Below are 18,313 nucleotides of genomic sequence, written 5' to 3' on the forward strand. Positions count from 1 at the left end.
GAAAAGCTCTCCTGTGACCAGTAATGGCACAAAGTAAATAGACTCAACTTTTCAGCGATAATGGATTTTTAGCCAGTTTTGGTGAAATATTTTTTTTGTTTCAATTAAGATATTTTATGGATTATTCAAAATGGTGCTTTATATATTTAAACACTAATAGAAAACGCAAGATCATTTATTTTCTAAATGACAGAATAATCTTCACCTAATAGTTGTTTATAGATTATACTGCTACAAAAATATAGTAAGACATTTTTTGGATTACTCTTTTGGACGAGTTATATGGAATTACGACACCTACGCTATTTTATCACCGTTGCAGAAGAACTTAACTTCAGTAAAGCTGCCTTAAAGCTTTATACCGCTCAACCCTCTTTAAGCCAGCAAATTAAAGATCTGGAAGAAGATGTTGGGGTAAAACTGCTTTATCGTACTAAACGCAAGGTTGAGCTGACCGAAGAAGGTGCCGTATTTCTTGAACAAGCCCGTTTAACCCTGGCCCAAGCAGACAAAGCCATTGCCATGGCACGTCAGGTGTCACAAGCCAAACAGCAAATGCTACGCATTGGTTTTGTGCCGGTTGCGGAAATGAAAATTTTCCCTTATGTGCTACCGAATTTACGCGTGCAAAATCCTGATTTAAAAATTGATTTGCTCAGCTTAAACAACAATGAACAAATGAAGTTGCTGAAAAAAGGCGAACTGGATGTCACCTTTACCCGACACAACTTTAACAGTGATGAAATTGAAAGCCTGTTCGTACTGCGCGAACCTTTGATTTTTATTTTGCCGGAAAACCATCCTTTGGCTAAATATGAGTGCATTCCGGTTAAGGAATTGAACGGCATCGATTTTATTATTCCTGCTGCGGAACAGTCTTTAACGCTGCATAATGCCATTATGGATTTTGCCCATGCCAACGGGATTGAATTCAATATTGTGCAAAAAGCCGACAACATCCTGTTTAATATCAACTCTGTAGGAATGGGCCTCGGCTGTACCATCCTGCCGGGTTATGTAGCCCCGCTAACCATGAACAATACCGTGATTCGTGCCTTGGATGTGGAACTGCCTTACCTTGACCTGTATGTGAGCTACCATAAAAACAGCAGTTCTGTCGCTGTAAAGAAATTTATTGAATTGCTGACCCATGTGTTTTATCTAAACATTAACCGCACTTAAAAAAACTTTTTTACACTTTTGCACCGGATTGAAGCCACCATTATTTTGCTAATAAATAATGGGGCTTTTTTTTATTTCAATTTGTGTATTTTTAACCCGGCTTAGACTTAAGTCTTACTCTTTTTTCATATCATTGCAGCAGTCTTAATAGGAAATAACTCATAACTTTTCTTTTCACTATTTATAACCAATACAGGATTAGCTAAAATTACAACTTAAGTCTAATAAATTTTCTGACAGCTTATTAAAATCTTAAAAAACAAGAACAACGATAAAGGCTTGAGCATTATGCATCTACTACTGCGTATAAAAACAGGAATTCAGCACCATCTTTATTTCTTTCTGACCTTTCCCGTTATTGCTGTGCTGTATCTTGGTTTTCAGTTGATGACCGCCTGGCACTGGTCGACCTGTGTTTTACTGAGCTGGAATCTTACGATCTATAGTTATTTATTTTTCACCTTTAAAAAACTCTGGCACATTGACCATGCCCACATCCTGCAGCGGGCCAAACAGCAAGATGCCAGCAAATGGCTGATTCTTTTTCTAGTTCTGCTGACCTTAATTATTTGCTTCATTGCAATTATTATTGAAGTCAATAATTTGCCTAACAATACTATAATTCGAACGGGTCATTTAATCTTATCCATGGTGACCATTACCTCGGCCTGGTTTCTGATGCATACCATTTTCGCGATTCATTATGCGCATGACTTCTATCTGGCATTAGACAGGCATAATGAAGGTGGGCTGGATTTTCCCAAAACCCCTAAACCGACTTATCCCGACTTTTTGTATTTTAGTTATATCGTGGGGACTTCCGCGCAAACTGCCGATGTTTCCATTACCCATTCCGCAATGCGGGTATTAAACACTTTGCACCTGCTTCTGGCTTACGGCTTTAATACCACCATTCTAGCCATCACCATCAATGTCGCAGCGAATTTTATTAGCCCTTAATATGCCCATAAAAAAAGGATGACCGAAGTCACCCTTTTTATTTGCTATATAGCGGGATTAAACGCCACGAGCAGTTAAATAGTTTTTAATGACAGTATTGAACTCTTCAGCTTTTTCAACTTGAGACCAGTGACCACATTGGCTGAAAATGTGCGCATCAGCATTTGGTACAATGTTCAAGATATCCCAAGTACGTGATACCGGAATCACCACGTCCTGAGTACCGTGAATTAACAATACAGGCACAGTGATGTCTTTCATTTTTTCGAAGTCGAGTGGGAATTCGAAACGGTCACGGTCACGTGCGCCAACCACATCCATCAAACGATTTGATGCATAGTCATTTGCAGCAGAAGCAAAACGTACTTTCACCAGTTCATCAGTAATCAGGTCTTTGTTCACGACGAACATTGAAAGCGTTTTCTTGATCCCTTCTTCTGTAAGAACTGGGTTCGCATGCGCTTTCAGTGCAGCAGTCTGTTTCGCACCGCCAGTACCCATAGACACAATACCCAATACACGTTCAGGGTAATCAAGTACCATCTGGAATGCTAACCAGCCGCCCAAAGAGTTACCCACTAACCAGGTTTTTTCAATGCCAAGTGCATCTAAAGTACGAACCGCATGATCTACCCAGGCACGGATACCATAAGCAGTATTTGGAGCCACTACAGTTTGACCATAACCAATGGTATCAATCGCGATACAACGTGCCTGTTCACCAATTGATGGCAGGTTTAACCACCAGTTTGCCGCAGCAGATACACCGGTACCTGAACCGTGCAAGAACAAAATTGGAGTACCTTCACCCACTTCGTGATAGTGAGTCAACTCACCTTCTGCTGTTTCAATCCATTTGTCTTCTAAGCCAAAGAATGGATCTGTTGTATATTCAGGGATTTGAACAGTGCTCATACATACTCCTCGTACAGTCTTTAGCTTGCGTTTCCATCTCTATTCAGAATTTAACGTCAAGTTGACTCAGTGAAATTTACTTTTTACAGTCTTATCTTACCTGTTCAAACCCGCTCAACTGATACAAATTTACGATCAAATACTATAAAAAAACGATAATTTAAATATTTGTTTTTAAATAATTTATTAAAAATTAAAACCCTTAATTTTCTCAAGGTATTTAATAACAAAATAGCGTTTTATACATTAAAAAAGCGACTTATCTAAAGTCGCTTTTTTATTGCACTGCTTAATCAGAACTTATAGGTATAAGTCGTTGCTACACGGTACTCTTTCAGGTCTGATTTCCAGTCAAAATCAGTATCGATATACATCGCCTGGAAGCCTAAACCTTTCAGTTTTCCTTCTGGAACAGTGTAATTAAGGATCAAATTCAGCTCATCTGATTTCTGATCTTTCAAAATACCGGTCTGAGTTTTTACCTCAGCATCTGAACCGGTGAAGTACACTGCAGTGGCATTTAAGCCTTTGGCACCCAATTCAGAGAAGTCATAAGCATAAGTGAAGCCCCATGATTTTTCATCCGGATTGGTAAAGGTCGCTACCCCCCAGTTGGTCAGGTAAGGCTGCGGCACCCAGCCACCTAAGGTCGGGAATGCTGAATCGCCAAACATTTGCTGGTAACCCAAGCCAACCGTATGTGAACCGTAATTCACTTTTGCAGCAACCGACAAAGCCTGGTTATCAATATCACCATACAGCTTGTCACCTGACTCCGAGTTGTCAAAGTAACGGATGTGGCTGTCTAGTTTGGCTTTTTCACCCAGCTTGGTTTTGTAAGCAGTACCGACATAATGTTGCTGATAAATATCTTTAACATCGGCATACCAGTAGCTGCCCCCAATTTCTGGCGTGAACTGGTGATCCACACCGGCAATATACATACCATCCGCTTTGGCACCATTGTCATACGCAGGTGGGGCAAATTTGGTTAAATCACGGAACTGGTTGTCATAACGGTTGTTAATGCCGTCAATATACGCCAGGGTTAACTTGGTATCTTTAAGGTCTTTCGATTCCAACCATGCACCGCTATAAGTGGTTAGCAACTGACGCGATGGATCAAAAACCAGTACTGGAGATACCGGTAATAATTCACCCACTTTTAATTCAGTTTGTGACACTTTGGCTTTTAAGGTTGCACCGACTTTACCAAAGTTGTCTTTCGACTCTTTGCCATCATGCGGCAAGACCCAGTCCGGATTCTTATCACGACCGTTTAACTTAAATGCATGCTGAACCAAAAGATCGGCACCGACCTGAATACCGCCACCGATATCCTGATAACCCGATTTTGCATCCAGTGTGATGCCTTGAGACCATGAACCCCAGTTATTTTGCGGAAGGTCCGCATACTGACGGTCGAGATAAAAGTTTTTAAATTTAAGTTGCACTTGGCTGTCGTCAACAAAATCTGCATAAGATGCAGTTGTCCCTAAAGTTGCTGTCGCAGCAAGCATTGCTATCCATAAATTTTGACGACGCATGGCTGAATTCCTAGTAATCAAATCAAGCTATGGCGCCATCATGCTGAACTATTCTATGAAAAAAAATCCGACCAGAGTCTTAAGATTGCAACCACTTACCGTTATTTTTTTAATTTTAAATGGAGCCTCTTTATTTCCTTAAGAACTTTAAACAATAAGATATTTCACTCAAAATTTATTCCATTACTTTTAAAGCCTTGTTCCAGTGTCTGTTTTTATCAAAATTAACTTTTTAGAATGCTTTAAAAAAATGACTAATCGTTTTTAAGTTTAACCCGAGCTGTACACTACTTAAGCAATTGATTATATTAATATAATATACCTATGATATGATATTTCTTATCTATAAAATAAATACTTAGCTATAAAAAAAGCGTCCTTATGGACGCTTTTTTAGCTTTAACTTAAAATAAATTAAGCAGTTGCTTCTTTAGCTTTAGACATGGTCAATGCCAAATCTTCAATCATGTCTTCCTGACCGCCAACAGTGCCACGACGACCAAGTTCCATCAGGATTTCACGCGCAGAAACGCCATATTTCGCTTCAGCACGTTTAGCGAACAACAGGAATGAAGAATAAACACCCGCATAACCCAAAGTCGCTGCATCACGGTCCGCACGGATCTGATGAGTCATCATTGGGATGATCAGATCTTCTGCAACGTCTTGTACTTTAAATAAGTCCACACCTGTCTCCATTTGCATACGGTTCGCTACCGCAACAAACAGTTCAAGCGGTGTATTACCTGCACCTGCACCCAAACCGGCAGAAGCCAAGTCAACACGTGTTGCACCGGCAGTCACGGCAGATACAGAATTGGCAACACCCATACCCAGGTTATGGTGACCATGGAAACCGATTTCGATGTCTGAACCCAGGTTGGCACGTAAAATACCTACGCGGTCAGTCACATCTTGAGGAAGCATGTAACCTGCAGAATCTGTTACATAGATACAGTTGGCACCGTAAGACACCATTTTCTGCGCTTCTTCAAGCAGCTTTTCTGGAGTCGCCATGTGCGCCATCATCAAGAAGCCCACAGTGTCCATTCCCAGTTTGCGCGCAGCAGTAATGTGCTGTTCAGAAACGTCGGCTTCAGTAGAATGCGTTGCAACACGGATTGTTGCCACACCTACATCATGTGCCATTTGCAAGTGATCAACCGTACCGATACCCGGCAGTAAAAGTGCAGATACTTTTGCCTGTTTCAGGTTTGGAATCACCGCTTTCAGGTATTCTTCATCAGTTGCAGCAGCGAAACCGTAGTTTACAGAGTTACCGCCAAGGCCGTCACCGTGTGTGACTTCGATTAAAGGTACACCTGCATCATCCAAAGCAGTTGCAATGGCAACCATTTGTTCAGGTGTAGTTTGATGGCGCATAGGGTGCATGCCATCACGTAAAGTCATATCATTAATAATAATCTTAGACATGAAGATGCTCCTTATGCTTCAACTGAGTTTAAAACACGTTCTGCAAACATTTCTGCGGTACGCGCAGCTGCTGCAGTCATAATGTCGAGGTTACCGGCATATTTAGGCAGGTAATCGCCTAGACCTTCAACTTCCAGGAAGATTGAAACACGGTTACCATCAAATACTGGACCGTTGACCAGTTTGTAACCCGGTACGTATTTTTGAACCTCGAGGATCATCGCATGCACAGATTCTGTGATTGCAGCCTGATCTGGCGTACCTTCAACCAGGCAGTGAACCGTGTCACGCATCATCAGTGGTGGCTCTGCAGGGTTAATGATGATGATCGCTTTACCCGCTTTTGCACCGCCGACTTTTTCAATCGCACCAGCTGTAGTACGCGTGAATTCATCAATGTTTTTACGTGTACCTGGACCGACTGATTTAGTCGATACAGTGGCAATGATTTCACCATATTCAACCGGCTGAACACGTGAAATTGCTGCAACCATAGGAATGGTTGCCTGACCGCCACAAGTCACCATATTCACGTTTGGGACTTCGCCCGCGTCTAACAAAGCTTCAAGGTTTACAGGTGGAACGCAGAAAGGACCGATCGCAGCAGGCGTCAAGTCAATCATCAACACACCAAGCTCATTCAACTTGCGGCTGTTTTCAGCGTGAACATATGCAGACGTTGCATCGAATGCAATTTTGATGTCATCTGCAATCACGTGAGGAAGTAAACCGTCTACACCTTCACTTGTGGTTTTCAAACCCATTTTCGCAGCACGCGCCAAACCTTCAGAAGTAGGGTCAATACCTACCATCCATACTGGCTCTAAAAATTCGCTACGTTGTAATTTATACAGCAAGTCAGTACCAATGTTCCCCGGACCGATCAATGCACATTTAATCTTTTTCATGAACAATTTCTCTTAAAAAACGCTCTTAAAATCTGGACTTATTCAGCAGCGAATGCAGCAGTTACAGAACCAAAACCTTCAATTTCAACCAGGAATTCGTCACCCGAGTTGGCGACAACCATAGGCCCAAGCGCACCTGTTAAAATGATGTCACCTGCAAGTAAAGGACGGCCACGACGTACCATTTCATCGGCCAGCCAAACAGCTGCATTTAATGGGTTTGAAAGACATGCTTTACCAACGCCTTGAGACACGATTTCTTCACCGCGTTTCATGGTCATTTTGCAGTTTACAAGATCGAGATTTTCTAGTTTCACAGGACGTGAACCCAGAACATAAGCTGCAGAAGATGCGTTATCTGCAACAGTATCAATTAAACTGATTTTCCAGTTTTCGATACGGCTATCTACCACTTCTACAGCAGGCAGTGCATATTCAGTGGCACTAATAATGTCTGCATAAGTGTGTTTTTCTTGGGTTAAATCTTTGTTGATGATTAACGCGATTTCTGCTTCAACTTTTGGCTGAATCAATAGACCCGCTGGAATCGCTTCGCCATCACCATAAGCCATGTCAGCAAACAGCATACCGAAGTCCGGTTGGTCTACACCCAGCTGCGCTTGCACAACTTTAGAGGTCAAACCAATTTTACGGCCAACCAAACGACGACCTTCAGATAATGCACGCTCTGTATTTACTTCCTGAACGGCGTATGCGATATCCACGTCAGCACTTTCACCACCAAGTTGCGGGCGAACAGGTGCAATCGCAGTTTTTGATAATTCAGCGTCACGTAATGCTTGCGCAACTGATTCAACAACAGCAGAATTCGACATCAATGTTTCCTTAAACTGCAAAAATTGGACTTATACCGTTAGCGATGGGAATGCGATGAACAACAAGAAAAAATCTATGCACTGATCAAAGCCATCAGCAAATGGGTGCTGCCATCTAGGCAAACGCGTATATGTATAAACAGTTTTAGAATCGGAAAATTGCGGTTTTTATGCCAATACTTATTTTATTTATGACAATAGCTAATTCCTATAAATTAGCTTGGTTTTATTTTTCAAAAACAAGTATATGAACTAAATATAAAAATAATTTTCTATATGGGCTTAAGCAGAAATTGTCAGATTGATAAATTAAGTATCCATCTACGACTAAAAGACTAGATGAATTGCCTGCTTTTAATACAACCCATTTGTTGTAGCGAAGAGTTATTATAAAAATTATTTTAAAATCATAATCTTAAATACCAAGCATTGATCAGGTTTATTTTCATTTTATCTACTACACATGACCTTTTCAGAATACAGATCTACTGGTTAAAAACACATTTTGATCTCAAAACAAATCTGTAGCTTTGCCAACCAAACATTATCAAGGACAATTTTTTGTGTCCGTCATCATGAGATCAAATGAAATAGCAATAAGAAACAACAATAAAAAAGGAGAATCTAAAATCCTCCTTTTCACACATGGAATTGGGTCTAAACAGCCTGTTTTAAATTGACATGATTAAGCAAAAGCTGATGCAAATCGGCGACATCTTCTGCAATGGCCAGCGGATTATAACGGGCAAGCACTTCAGGTGTATGCACGCCATAACTTACCCCTATACGCGGCATGGCAATATTTTGTGCCATTTCTAAATCATAGGAGGTATCACCGACCATAATGGCATTTTCAGCCGCAACACCGGTGACTTGTAAAATTTCAACCAGCATCAGCGGATCAGGCTTGGACTTGGTTTCGCTGGCTGCACGGGTCACATCAAACAAATCATCACTGGCTGTTTGATGAAGCACGCGGTCTAAACCTTTACGGCTTTTTCCTGTCGCCACCGCAAGTTTCACCTCTTGTGCCTTTAACTCCTGCAACATCACCGAAATCCCTTCAAACCAGGCATCCTCTTTGGAATTTTCAACATAGTGATTGGCATAGCACTGCAAAATTTCTGCATGCAATTCAGGAACTGAAGGAAATAAGACTTGCGCCACTTCCGGCAAACCTAAACCGATAATGCTTTTTGCAACCTCGTCTGTTAAAGGTTGTTGAAACTGCTGCGCTGCAAACTGCAAGCTCGCGACAATCTGCCCGACCGAATCAAATAAGGTTCCATCCCAGTCAAAAATAATCAGTTCTACAGGTTTTTGCATGTTTAAGTTCCAATGTTTGATTCATTTTTTAATCTGCCGTATGCCTCCTTGATTAAAGGAGAGATATTACGAAGCAATCTCGGTGCATATATCATAACAAGGATTTGATACACGATGGCGACATGGATGTCGCCGTTGATCTGTCTTGCACTCCGCTTTAAAGCAATGCTTAAAGCTCGTTCAGGATGCACCATCAGATCAACAAAAGGGTTTTGTTACTTTTGCCCTGTCAAAAGTAAAGCTATGCCTACGCGATAATAATTCAAGCCAAGATAATAAGAAGAGGCTATATCATTCCACGCACCTCTCCCTAACCCTCACCTTCAGGAGAGGGAAGTTAAAAATCAAGAAGACTCTTTATCTTTTTTCTGCGCTCTGAGCTGCGCCACCAAACTCTGCATATCTTCAGGTAATGGCGCTTCAATGGTTGGATAACCCGGAATTTCCAGACGCATCGCGTGTAAACACAAACGGCGCGGCTTTGGTCCCTTGTATTCAGTCTCATGACCATATTTTTCATCACCCACTAAAGGATGACCAATACTTAAACCATGCACACGAATCTGATGGGTACGACCGGAAAGCGGTGATGCATACACCAGAGTGGCATGCATAAAACGCTCTGCGACATTCCATAGGGTTTTACTGTCCTTACCTTCTTTAGAAACACGAACCCGACGCTCGCCATTGGCCAGCTCATAGCGATGCAAAGGTGCATCAATCAGCTGTTTATCCAGACTCACCTGCCCTTTAACAATCGCGGCATAAGTCTTTTTAATTTTGTGTTCACGCAATAAATCTTGCAATGTTTTTAAGGTACTGCGCTTTTTAGAAATCATCACCAGACCCGAAGTGTCGCGGTCAATACGGTGAATCAGTTCCAGATATTTTTTACCGGTGGCTGCACGCAGTCCTTCAATCAGACCATAAGCCACACCGCTGCCGCCATGTACGGCAATCCCTGAAGGCTTGTTGATCACCATCAAGCCTTCATCTTCATACACGACACGGCTTAACAGGCTTTGTGCAACCTTGTCCGAAACCGGTGCCGCCGTTTCATCCTTAGCTTCATAGCGAATTGGTGCCACGCGAATCTGGTCACCAATATTCAGTTTGGTTTCTGCTTTAATGCGCTTTTTATTGACCCGAACCTGGCCTTCACGGATTAAACGATAAATCCGACTTTTCGGTACACCCTTGAGTCTGGAAAATAAAAAATTGTCGATCCGTTGACCCAATTGATGCTCGTCCACTTCAAACCAAGTGACACTTTGCCATTCTTGCGTAGAATTCATACAGTTACGATGACCCAAAAAAATACTAAAATTGATTAAAAACTGATCACTTAGGCTATGCTTTACACAAGAAAGATAAGCTTAGCCCATAGGCAGATGATGCAAGGTTTGATATAGTCAGCGCACGGATACCACCGTTAGTGTGAAAAAATTTAATTACTTCAATCTTTTTTGAAGCTCAAGATTAAATTTCACCATTCACATTAAATACGGAAAGGTCCCTAAAGAATATGCCGACGCCGAAGGCTTATTATATCGGCAAAAAAGCAAACTGTTGCGTTTAATTGTACTTCGTACATAAATCAGTTTGTTCTAAAAAATATGTCGCCAACTTAGTTGGTTTTTAAACGTAAACTGATACACATCAGATTAGTCGCAACCTGAAGTCGCATTCAGGCTACAACGTTGATGCATTGGATCTGCACATAAAGCACCGATACGATGATAATTCCGTATCAAGACGCCCGATCATGAATTAATGAAGGGACGATCTTAAAGCTACGTGACAGTGAAAGTTACTCACATCTAATGCACCGTTTGTCCGCCAGTGAATCGTTCAGGTGACTTTAATCGTTTATAAGATTGAAGCCGTATTGCCATCTTCAATACGTGAATCAAAAACCGAAGCCCAAAAAAAGGCCGGTAAAAAAGCTCAGACCACAATTGCGTCATTTTGAGATCTGGGTGTTGATCCGTAATGTGTGATGTTCGCTACGTGTATAGCGATGTTTTGGTGTGTATCACTATTAGGTGTTACACCCATGAAACGTATGTTGATTAATGCAACACATGCTGAAGAGATTCGCGTTGCACTTGTCACTGGTCAGCGTCTTTACGATTTCGATCTAGAAAATCGTACCCGTGAACAAAAAAAATCCAATATCTATAAAGGTCACGTGACTCGCGTTGAACCTTCTTTAGAAGCTGTTTTTGTAGAGTATGGTGCAGGCCGTCAAGGCTTCCTGTCTATGCGTGAAATCGCAAACTCTTATTACAAGGCAGATCCTCGCCAAACTTCAAATATCCGCGAATTGATCACTGAAGGTACCGAACTTTTAGTACAAGTGGAAAAAGAAGAGCGTGGCAATAAAGGCGCTGCCCTTTCTACCTTTATCTCGCTTGCTGGCCGTTATTTGGTCCTTATGCCAAATAATCCGAAAGGTGGCGGTATCAGCCGTCAAATTTCCGGTTCAGTTCGTGAAGAATTGAAAGAAATGTTGGCATCTTTAAATATTCCTCGTGGCATGAGCGTGATTGTACGTACCGCAGGGATTGGCCGCTCTCAAGAAGAATTACAACTTGACTTGCAACACTTGATGGATCTTTGGGCACAAATCCAAAACACCGCTAGTTCTGGTCCATCACCCATGCTGGTCCATCAAGAAGCTGGTGTAGTAACACGTGCTATTCGTGACTATTTACGTGATGATGTTGCAGAAATCCTGATTGACTCAGAACAGGCTTATAACGAAGCATATAACTTCGTAAAAGCAGTGATGCCACGTCAAATCGATAAGCTCAAAACCTATACTTTAAATGAGCCTTTATTTGCTCATTTCGGCATTGAAAGCCAAATTCAAACTGCTTATGAACGTGAAGTAAAACTTCCTTCTGGCGGTTCAATCGTGATTGACCAGACTGAAGCTTTAGTATCCATCGATATTAACTCGGCGAAATCAACTCGTGGTCATGACGTTGAAGACACAGCTTTAAATACCAATTTAGAAGCAGCAGAAGAAATTGCGCGTCAACTGCGTTTACGTGATATTGGCGGTTTAGTCGTGATCGACTTTATCGATATGACCAAAGACCGCAACCAGCGCATGGTTGAAGCGAAACTTCGTGAAGCAACCCAAAGTGACCGTGCTCGTATTCAATTCGGTCAATTGTCACGTTTTGGCTTGATGGAAATGAGCCGTCAGCGCTTACGCCCTTCACTTGAAGAAGCAACCGGTTACGTCTGCCCACGCTGTCATGGTACAGGCATGGTACGTGATCTTCGCTCTTTATCACTTTCGATTATGCGTAAAGTGGAAGAGATTGCCCTGCGCGAACGTCATGGTGAAGTACAGGTTGAAGTTCCTGTTGAAATCGCAGCATTCTTATTGAATGAAAAGCGTCACACCCTGGTGTATTTGGAACAGACCTCCAATGTACGTGTTACCGTGTTGCCGCATCCGCACCTCGAAACACCGCATTACGAAATTACCTACAATGCTGAAGGTTTTGCACCAACCAGCTATGAACGTACGGAAGCAACACGTTCAAGTGAAAAAGAGTTGGGTTATGAATCTTCTGAATGGCATTTGGAAGATGGAGCACAAGCTCAAGCTGCAGAGCAGGCCCCTGCCCAGCAACAAGGAAAAAATCAAAACAATAAGCAGCAGCGTCGTCCACAACAAGCGGCTCAAGAATCACAGCAACAACAACCTGCTCAAGTTGCCCCTGTTGCTCAAGCTTCAGCAAGCCCATGTGCATGGTTAGAAAACCTGTTTGTACAAAAGCAAGCGAAAACCGTTGATCAGGCACGCACTGCAAACAATGCTGCTGCTGCGATTGAGCAAATGGTTAATGCGGGTGCAGTGAGTCGCGGTCAATTCGGTCAAGTGGTAACAGCTGCTCCGACGACTACGCCAGTAGCGACTACCAGCAGCAACGCTTATTTAACGCCAAATGCTCCTGTAAGCAATAAACAGGAACAGCGTGAAGTTGCCGATAAATATTCTGATAAAGAAGAAAAAGCGCAACGTCACAATAAAAAGCGTAACAAGCCTAAAGAGCAACGTGAACAAGTTCAGCACGACAATCAGCAAAACCAAGTGCATGAAGAAATTGTTCAGGTTTCTCGTCACGAGCAGCGTCAAGAACAACGTCCGGAACAGCGCCAAGATTCACGTGAAAACAAGCGCCCTTCTCGTCGTCAACACGCTGAACAACAACATGCGGATCAGCAAACCGAGCAAAATGCTGTGCCACGCCGTGACCGTCGCAACCAGCAACGTCCTGAACGTCCAAATCGCCACCGCGATCAAAGCGTCTTGAACGAACAGCCGGCACAACAAACTGCACCTGCTGCGGTCGTGAATGAACAGCAACCTAAAGTCGAAGTGGTTGATACACCTCGTCAGGAGGTTCTTCCAACAGCATTGGTAATCAATGTCGATCAGGCGAAAAGTGAAATTGTTGCATTAAATTCCGCACCTGCTGTGGCTGCAACAAAAACCTCTCAAACCACTCCAGTAAGGGTTGAAGTTCCAGCGCCGGTAACCGAGAAGCCAGTAGTAACACAGGAAGAAAAGCCTGCTGCTACCAATGAAACTCAGGAACCGCAAAAGCCACGTCCTGCAGAAAAACGTGCCAGCAACGATCCGCGTATGCGTCGTCGCCAAAAACGTGAAGCTCAGGCAAAACAAGCTCAGGCACCGAAGTTAAGTCCTTCTCAGGTTCCAACTTTGGGTCAATACACCGTGATCAGTCTTATTCGCCATGTCTATGGTGAAGATTGTTCAGTACTGATTGAACAGTTTGGTTTAATTCCAACTTTCAACCGTGCCTTGGTGAAATTTACCGAGCAATATGCTGCAACACTTTCTACTCAGGCAACTGAAACTGAAGTACCAGCACAACCGGTGACTCGTGATGTGGCGGTAACCAAAGCAGCACCTGAAGCAGAACCTGCTCCTGTGCTTGACTTAACTCCGCCAAAAGCAGTGTCTGACAAGCGTGTGGCGAATGATCCGCGTGAACGCCGCCGTTTAGCCAAGCAGGCTGCAGAGCAAGCTTTAGAGCAAGCGAAGCAGGCGCATAGCGAACCTGAAACTGCTCCAGCTGAAGCTACTCCTGCACCAGCAGAAGTAGAAACAGTAACAGCCGAAGCGGTTGAACCTGTCACTGAAGCGGTTGTGGAATCTGTGGTAGAAACAGAAACCGCTACAGTAGAAACTGAGCAGGCTGCTGAAGCTGCAACAGCTGAATTGGTGGAAGAAGCTGCCCAGGACACACCAACTGAGGTGGAGCCAAAAGCTGAAGCTGAAGCTGAAAAAACCGAAGGTGAAGAAGGAGACAAACCTGTCCGCCCTCGTCGTCCTCGTGGTCGTCCACCAAAGAAAGCAACGCCTGCAAATGAGTCATAATTAGTTCTCTAATTAGCTCTAGTGCAGCGAAATAAAAAAACCTAGTCATTCCGGTGACTAGGTTTTTTTTGTTATTTTTGTCGGATTAGGTTGATTGCACTAGATTGAAACGATTAAAAGACGTATGTAGAAATGACAGCAAGCGTATTGCGAACAAATAGACTGTATTGGATTACGAAAAATAAATAGGATTGATATGAATCACACTACACCGAGCGATCTTATTGGTATTACAGATGTCGCGGCAAAATTACCCAAATTTATAAGCAAAGTCCCTCATTTATTGAGTGGTCTCAAACAAGCCTATTTGCGCACCTCCAATACGCCTGCAGGCTTAGGAATTGCTTTTGAAAAAGCAGTAAAACGCAATCCTCACGGCATGGCTTTATTATTCGAAGACCAGAAATTCAGTTATCAGGAACTGAATGAATGGGCCAACCAGATTGGACATTTTTATTTATCTCTTGGTGCTCAAAAAGGCGATGTGATTGCGGTGATGGTCGAAAACCGTCCGGAACTGATTGCCACTGTTATCGCACTGGCAAAAATTGGTGTTACCTCGGCTTTAGTTAATACCTCACAAACTGGTAAAGCGCTGACTCATAGCATCAATCTGGTTAAACCGTTTGCCGTCATTGTCGGTGAAGAATGCCGTAACGCTGTCGAAGAAGTCTGCCAGGATTTAGAACTTGCCGCAGACCGTTTTCACTGGTTTGCCGATCAAGCCACGCAAATAGATGCGGGCAAAGCACCGCAAGACTGGGCGAATCTGGCAGAAAAAATTGATCAATTTCCGAAATTCAACACTCCGACCACTCACACAATTCAAGGTAAAGATGGCTTATTTTACATCTATACCTCAGGCACGACCGGTTTACCCAAAGCGGTTATCTTTACCCATAGCCGCTGGACTTTGGCTTATGGCACCTATGGTCATGTGCTGGATCTAAAACCAGATGACGTAATGTACTGTACCCTGCCGCTGTACCATGCCACCGGTATTGTGGTGTGCTGGTGCGGGGTGATTGCCAGCAGCGCAACCTTCGCTTTACGTCGCAAATACTCAACCTCTGCTTTCTGGAAAGATGTCAAAAAATTTGATGCTTCCGCGATTGGTTATGTCGGCGAACTCTGCCGTTACCTGATAGATGCACCACCGTCTGAACTGGAAAAAGGCCACCGTGTCAAAAAGATGATCGGCAATGGCATGCGCCCGAATATCTGGGACAAGTTTAAGGAACGTTTTGGCATAGAAGAAATTTTGGAGTTATATGCTTCCAGTGAAGGTAATGTCGGTTTCAGCAATGTGTTTAACTTTGACAACACCGTGGGCTTCTCGCCTACGCCTTATGCGATTATCGAATTTGACAAAGAAACCAATCAACCGGTAAAAGATGCCAAAGGCTGGTGTAAAAAAGTCAAAAAAGGCGAAATTGGCTTACTGGTAGGTAAAATTACCCGTCGTTCACCTTTTGATGGTTATACCGATCCGGAAAAAAACAAATCTGTGATCATGAAAGATGTGTTTAAACATGGAGATGCCTTCTTTAATACCGGTGATCTGGTACGCGATATTGGTTTCCGTCATGCCCAGTTTGTAGACCGCCTGGGGGATACTTTCCGCTGGAAAGGCGAAAATGTTTCTACCACCGAAGTGGAAAATGTAGTCAGTGAATATGAAAAAATTGCTGAAGCAGTGGTTTATGGTGTTGAAATTCCCAATACCAATGGCCGTGCCGGCATGGCAGCCATTACCTTGGATCCTGGGGCTGAATTAACCACTCAAGATTTAAAGCAAATGGCAACCGAGTTTAAAAAATGTTTGCCGGCTTATGCTGTTCCGGTATTTTTGCGTGTCCAGGCTCAAGTCGAAACTACGGGTACGTTTAAATATCAAAAGAATAAGCTCAAAGAACAGGCATTTGATCCCAACAAGACCGATGAACGCTTGCTGGTATTACTGCCGAATGCGACTGAATATTGTGATTTAACTGCGGAAATATTCAACAATATTCAAGCTTATCAATACCGGTTCTAATGGCAGAACAGCTGTTTTTTCACGAGATCAGGCAAATTTGTTGTATTTATAATCAAACATCAACAAGTTTGCTAATTTTTACTTGCGCTCGTTTGATATCTTGCTACAATACGCTCCATCAAACGAAGTGGTGTTGAGGAAACTCTTTATTTTCTTGCACTGCACATTCAGACAAGCGCTGAATGTTGTTCAGGGTCGTTAGCTCAGCTGGTAGAGCAGCGGACTTTTAATCCGTTGGTCCCGCGTTCGAATCGCGGACGACCCACCACTTATTTTGATCAACCTAGAGATGGGTCGTTAGCTCAGCTGGTAGAGCAGCGGACTTTTAATCCGTTGGTCCCGCGTTCGAATCGCGGACGACCCACCATCTTTTAAAAGCTTCTAACATGAAGCTTTTCTAGCTTTTAAAGCACTCTTTCTGCATGGGTCGTTAGCTCAGCTGGTAGAGCAGCGGACTTTTAATCCGTTGGTCCCGCGTTCGAATCGCGGACGACCCACCATTCTTTCTTAGGGCTTCTTTCTGTACTACAATAGAAACGAAACCTGCAATATTCCGACCAAGACAAACCACACCGTTTCGGTGGATTCGCCATTCTCGAAATTTTGCTATACCGATGTTGCAAATTACGGTGCTCTAATGCGCCTTTAAAATCATAGATTTTTTTGCACTCGGGTGAATTCTTAAAGCGATGCTTTAAGTTCACTAATCCTTGTTTAGGGTTGTTAGCTCAGTTGGTAGAGCAGTAGACTCTTAATCTATTGGTCGAGGGTTCGAGCCCCTCACAACCCACCAAATTGTTTTATTATTCATCTTATATTGATGCTTTTATAAAATAAAAATACTCCACATTTGGAGTATTTTTATCCTTTGATTTATCAATTCTTTAAACTTAACTAGAATCTCTATTTAACTGACTTTCTCTTTCAGCAAACGATAAGCCTGTTGGGGCAGCGGATTACCCGCATTAAAATACTGCTGGTTTCGTTCAGAAGCATGGGCAATCTTTTCCAAATCCATAACCAGGTTTTTATTCTGATCAATATCATAGAAAAACTTCACCCCGTTTGAACGATACACAACCACCTGATGATGCTCGGCATCATAAGCCCAGCGATCTTGCCGGTAATGGAAATTTGAAGCAAAGGTAATCTGCCCCAGATGGATCATGGTACGGTGCGCACTACCATCAGCCAATAAATTGATCACATAGTCGCTTGTGCCTTGATCGCAGTTCGCAAAAGGATCTTTGCAGCTAATGGTGCATTGGTAACGTCCGATATAGGCTTTGGCATTTTGCGGTATGGTATTTTTAAGCACTGGTTGAGTTTTTTCTACAGGAACAGTCGCTTTTCCGGCAACTTCGGTCAGACTTTTGGCCGACTCATTATGCTCAGCTGGCGTTTCTGTTTTGACTTGCTGAGCTACTGAATCTTCCAAAGGTTTATGACAACCTACCAGAGCTGTGCTAATAATTAAAAAGAAAAATCCGCAATAATCCGTTTTTTGAAACACCCTTTTCCTCCTGAAACCTCAATTTTTTTGGCTATCCATTGCCGTATTTACCCATGTAAAACATAAATACTGAAACATGACTTTTCATTTAATAATTCTACATAGTAAACAAGATTTTATTAGTTCTTATTGATATAAATCAACTGATTTAAACAAAATACAACTTAAATCACGATATGAGGATCAGCCCTCCATATTTACATAAGTTAACTATTTTTTATGAATC

The 18,313-nt window shown here is 42.6% G+C and carries 12 protein-coding genes and 4 tRNA genes; 8 read left to right on the top strand and 8 right to left on the bottom strand.

Annotated elements, in window-relative coordinates; translation table 11 throughout:
• Positions 1-282 precede the first annotated feature (282 nt).
• Entirely contained in the window at positions 283-1,182 is a 900-nt protein-coding gene (gene hcaR, locus B4C48_RS08710; RefSeq protein ID WP_291355589.1) for a DNA-binding transcriptional regulator HcaR, read from the top strand.
• Positions 1,183-1,467: 285 nt separating this feature from the next.
• Positions 1,468-2,142, top strand: coding sequence for a DUF1345 domain-containing protein (locus B4C48_RS08715; RefSeq protein ID WP_291355889.1), 675 nt, complete (start codon positions 1,468-1,470; stop codon positions 2,140-2,142).
• Between the two features lie 57 nt (positions 2,143-2,199).
• Here B4C48_RS08715 and B4C48_RS08720 read toward each other — a convergent pair whose 3' ends face one another.
• From B4C48_RS08720 to B4C48_RS08750, 7 genes are all read right to left on the bottom strand, one after another.
• Positions 2,200-3,057 carry an alpha/beta fold hydrolase gene (locus B4C48_RS08720; RefSeq protein ID WP_291355591.1) on the bottom strand — a complete coding sequence of 286 codons (858 nt, stop codon included), beginning with the start codon at positions 3,055-3,057 and terminating at the stop codon, positions 2,200-2,202.
• 293 nt (positions 3,058-3,350) lie between these two features.
• Complete coding sequence (locus tag B4C48_RS08725; protein WP_291355593.1) at positions 3,351-4,604, bottom strand: OprD family outer membrane porin; 1,254 nt, start codon at positions 4,602-4,604, stop codon at positions 3,351-3,353.
• Between the two features lie 414 nt (positions 4,605-5,018).
• Complete coding sequence (gene dmpG, locus B4C48_RS08730; protein ID WP_291355595.1) at positions 5,019-6,038, bottom strand: 4-hydroxy-2-oxovalerate aldolase; 1,020 nt, start codon at positions 6,036-6,038, stop codon at positions 5,019-5,021.
• Positions 6,039-6,049: 11 nt separating this feature from the next.
• On the bottom strand, positions 6,050-6,946 hold the full coding sequence (locus tag B4C48_RS08735) for an acetaldehyde dehydrogenase (acetylating) (RefSeq protein WP_291355597.1): 897 nt from the start codon (positions 6,944-6,946) through the stop codon (positions 6,050-6,052).
• 38 nt (positions 6,947-6,984) lie between these two features.
• Positions 6,985-7,782, bottom strand: a complete 798-nt coding sequence (locus tag B4C48_RS08740; RefSeq protein ID WP_291355599.1) for a fumarylacetoacetate hydrolase family protein — start codon at positions 7,780-7,782, stop codon at positions 6,985-6,987.
• A 657-nt stretch (positions 7,783-8,439) separates the two neighbouring features.
• A complete protein-coding gene (locus B4C48_RS08745) occupies positions 8,440-9,108 on the bottom strand; it encodes an HAD-IA family hydrolase (RefSeq protein ID WP_291355601.1) in 669 nt (222 codons plus the stop codon).
• Positions 9,109-9,452: 344 nt separating this feature from the next.
• Positions 9,453-10,403, bottom strand: a complete 951-nt coding sequence (locus tag B4C48_RS08750) for an RluA family pseudouridine synthase (protein ID WP_291355603.1) — start codon at positions 10,401-10,403, stop codon at positions 9,453-9,455.
• 761 nt (positions 10,404-11,164) lie between these two features.
• On the opposite strand from B4C48_RS08750, the gene B4C48_RS08755 reads away from it, so the two are divergent.
• The 6 genes from B4C48_RS08755 (at position 11,165) to B4C48_RS08780 (ending at position 17,367) form a co-directional block, all read left to right on the top strand.
• Positions 11,165-14,536 (top strand): Rne/Rng family ribonuclease, encoded by a 3,372-nt coding sequence (locus B4C48_RS08755; protein WP_291355605.1) that lies wholly within the window; start codon positions 11,165-11,167, stop codon positions 14,534-14,536.
• 196 nt (positions 14,537-14,732) lie between these two features.
• Entirely contained in the window at positions 14,733-16,574 is a 1,842-nt protein-coding gene (locus B4C48_RS08760) for a long-chain-acyl-CoA synthetase (protein WP_291355607.1), read from the top strand.
• Positions 16,575-16,766: 192 nt separating this feature from the next.
• Positions 16,767-16,842, top strand: a tRNA-Lys gene (locus tag B4C48_RS08765).
• Positions 16,843-16,865: 23 nt separating this feature from the next.
• Positions 16,866-16,941: transfer RNA gene (locus B4C48_RS08770), tRNA-Lys, on the top strand.
• Between the two features lie 57 nt (positions 16,942-16,998).
• Positions 16,999-17,074, top strand: a tRNA-Lys gene (locus B4C48_RS08775).
• Between the two features lie 217 nt (positions 17,075-17,291).
• Positions 17,292-17,367, top strand: a tRNA-Lys gene (locus tag B4C48_RS08780).
• Positions 17,368-17,481: 114 nt separating this feature from the next.
• Here B4C48_RS08780 and B4C48_RS08785 read toward each other — a convergent pair.
• The gene (locus B4C48_RS08785; protein WP_291355609.1) at positions 17,482-18,087 is read right to left on the bottom strand and encodes a hypothetical protein; all 606 of its coding nucleotides are present in this window, start codon (positions 18,085-18,087) and stop codon (positions 17,482-17,484) included.
• Between the last annotated feature and the right edge of the window lie 226 nt (positions 18,088-18,313).

Origin of the sequence: Acinetobacter sp. UBA3106 (assembly GCA_002365595.1) — a bacterium.
GTDB lineage: Bacteria > Pseudomonadota > Gammaproteobacteria > Pseudomonadales > Moraxellaceae > Acinetobacter.

What these genes read in the sequence shown, in the direction of transcription:
- hcaR (WP_291355589.1), top strand. Translation starts at nt 283, where the DNA reads ATGGAATTACGACACCTACGCTATTTTATCACCGTTGCAGAAGAACTT.
- B4C48_RS08720 (WP_291355591.1), bottom strand. Translation starts at nt 3,057, where the DNA reads ATGAGCACTGTTCAAATCCCTGAATATACAACAGATCCATTCTTTGGC.
- B4C48_RS08725 (WP_291355593.1), bottom strand. Translation starts at nt 4,604, where the DNA reads ATGCGTCGTCAAAATTTATGGATAGCAATGCTTGCTGCGACAGCAACT.
- dmpG (WP_291355595.1), bottom strand. Translation starts at nt 6,038, where the DNA reads ATGTCTAAGATTATTATTAATGATATGACTTTACGTGATGGCATGCAC.
- B4C48_RS08735 (WP_291355597.1), bottom strand. Translation starts at nt 6,946, where the DNA reads ATGAAAAAGATTAAATGTGCATTGATCGGTCCGGGGAACATTGGTACT.
- B4C48_RS08740 (WP_291355599.1), bottom strand. Translation starts at nt 7,782, where the DNA reads ATGTCGAATTCTGCTGTTGTTGAATCAGTTGCGCAAGCATTACGTGAC.
- B4C48_RS08745 (WP_291355601.1), bottom strand. Translation starts at nt 9,108, where the DNA reads ATGCAAAAACCTGTAGAACTGATTATTTTTGACTGGGATGGAACCTTA.
- B4C48_RS08750 (WP_291355603.1), bottom strand. Translation starts at nt 10,403, where the DNA reads ATGAATTCTACGCAAGAATGGCAAAGTGTCACTTGGTTTGAAGTGGAC.
- B4C48_RS08755 (WP_291355605.1), top strand. Translation starts at nt 11,165, where the DNA reads ATGAAACGTATGTTGATTAATGCAACACATGCTGAAGAGATTCGCGTT.
- B4C48_RS08760 (WP_291355607.1), top strand. Translation starts at nt 14,733, where the DNA reads ATGAATCACACTACACCGAGCGATCTTATTGGTATTACAGATGTCGCG.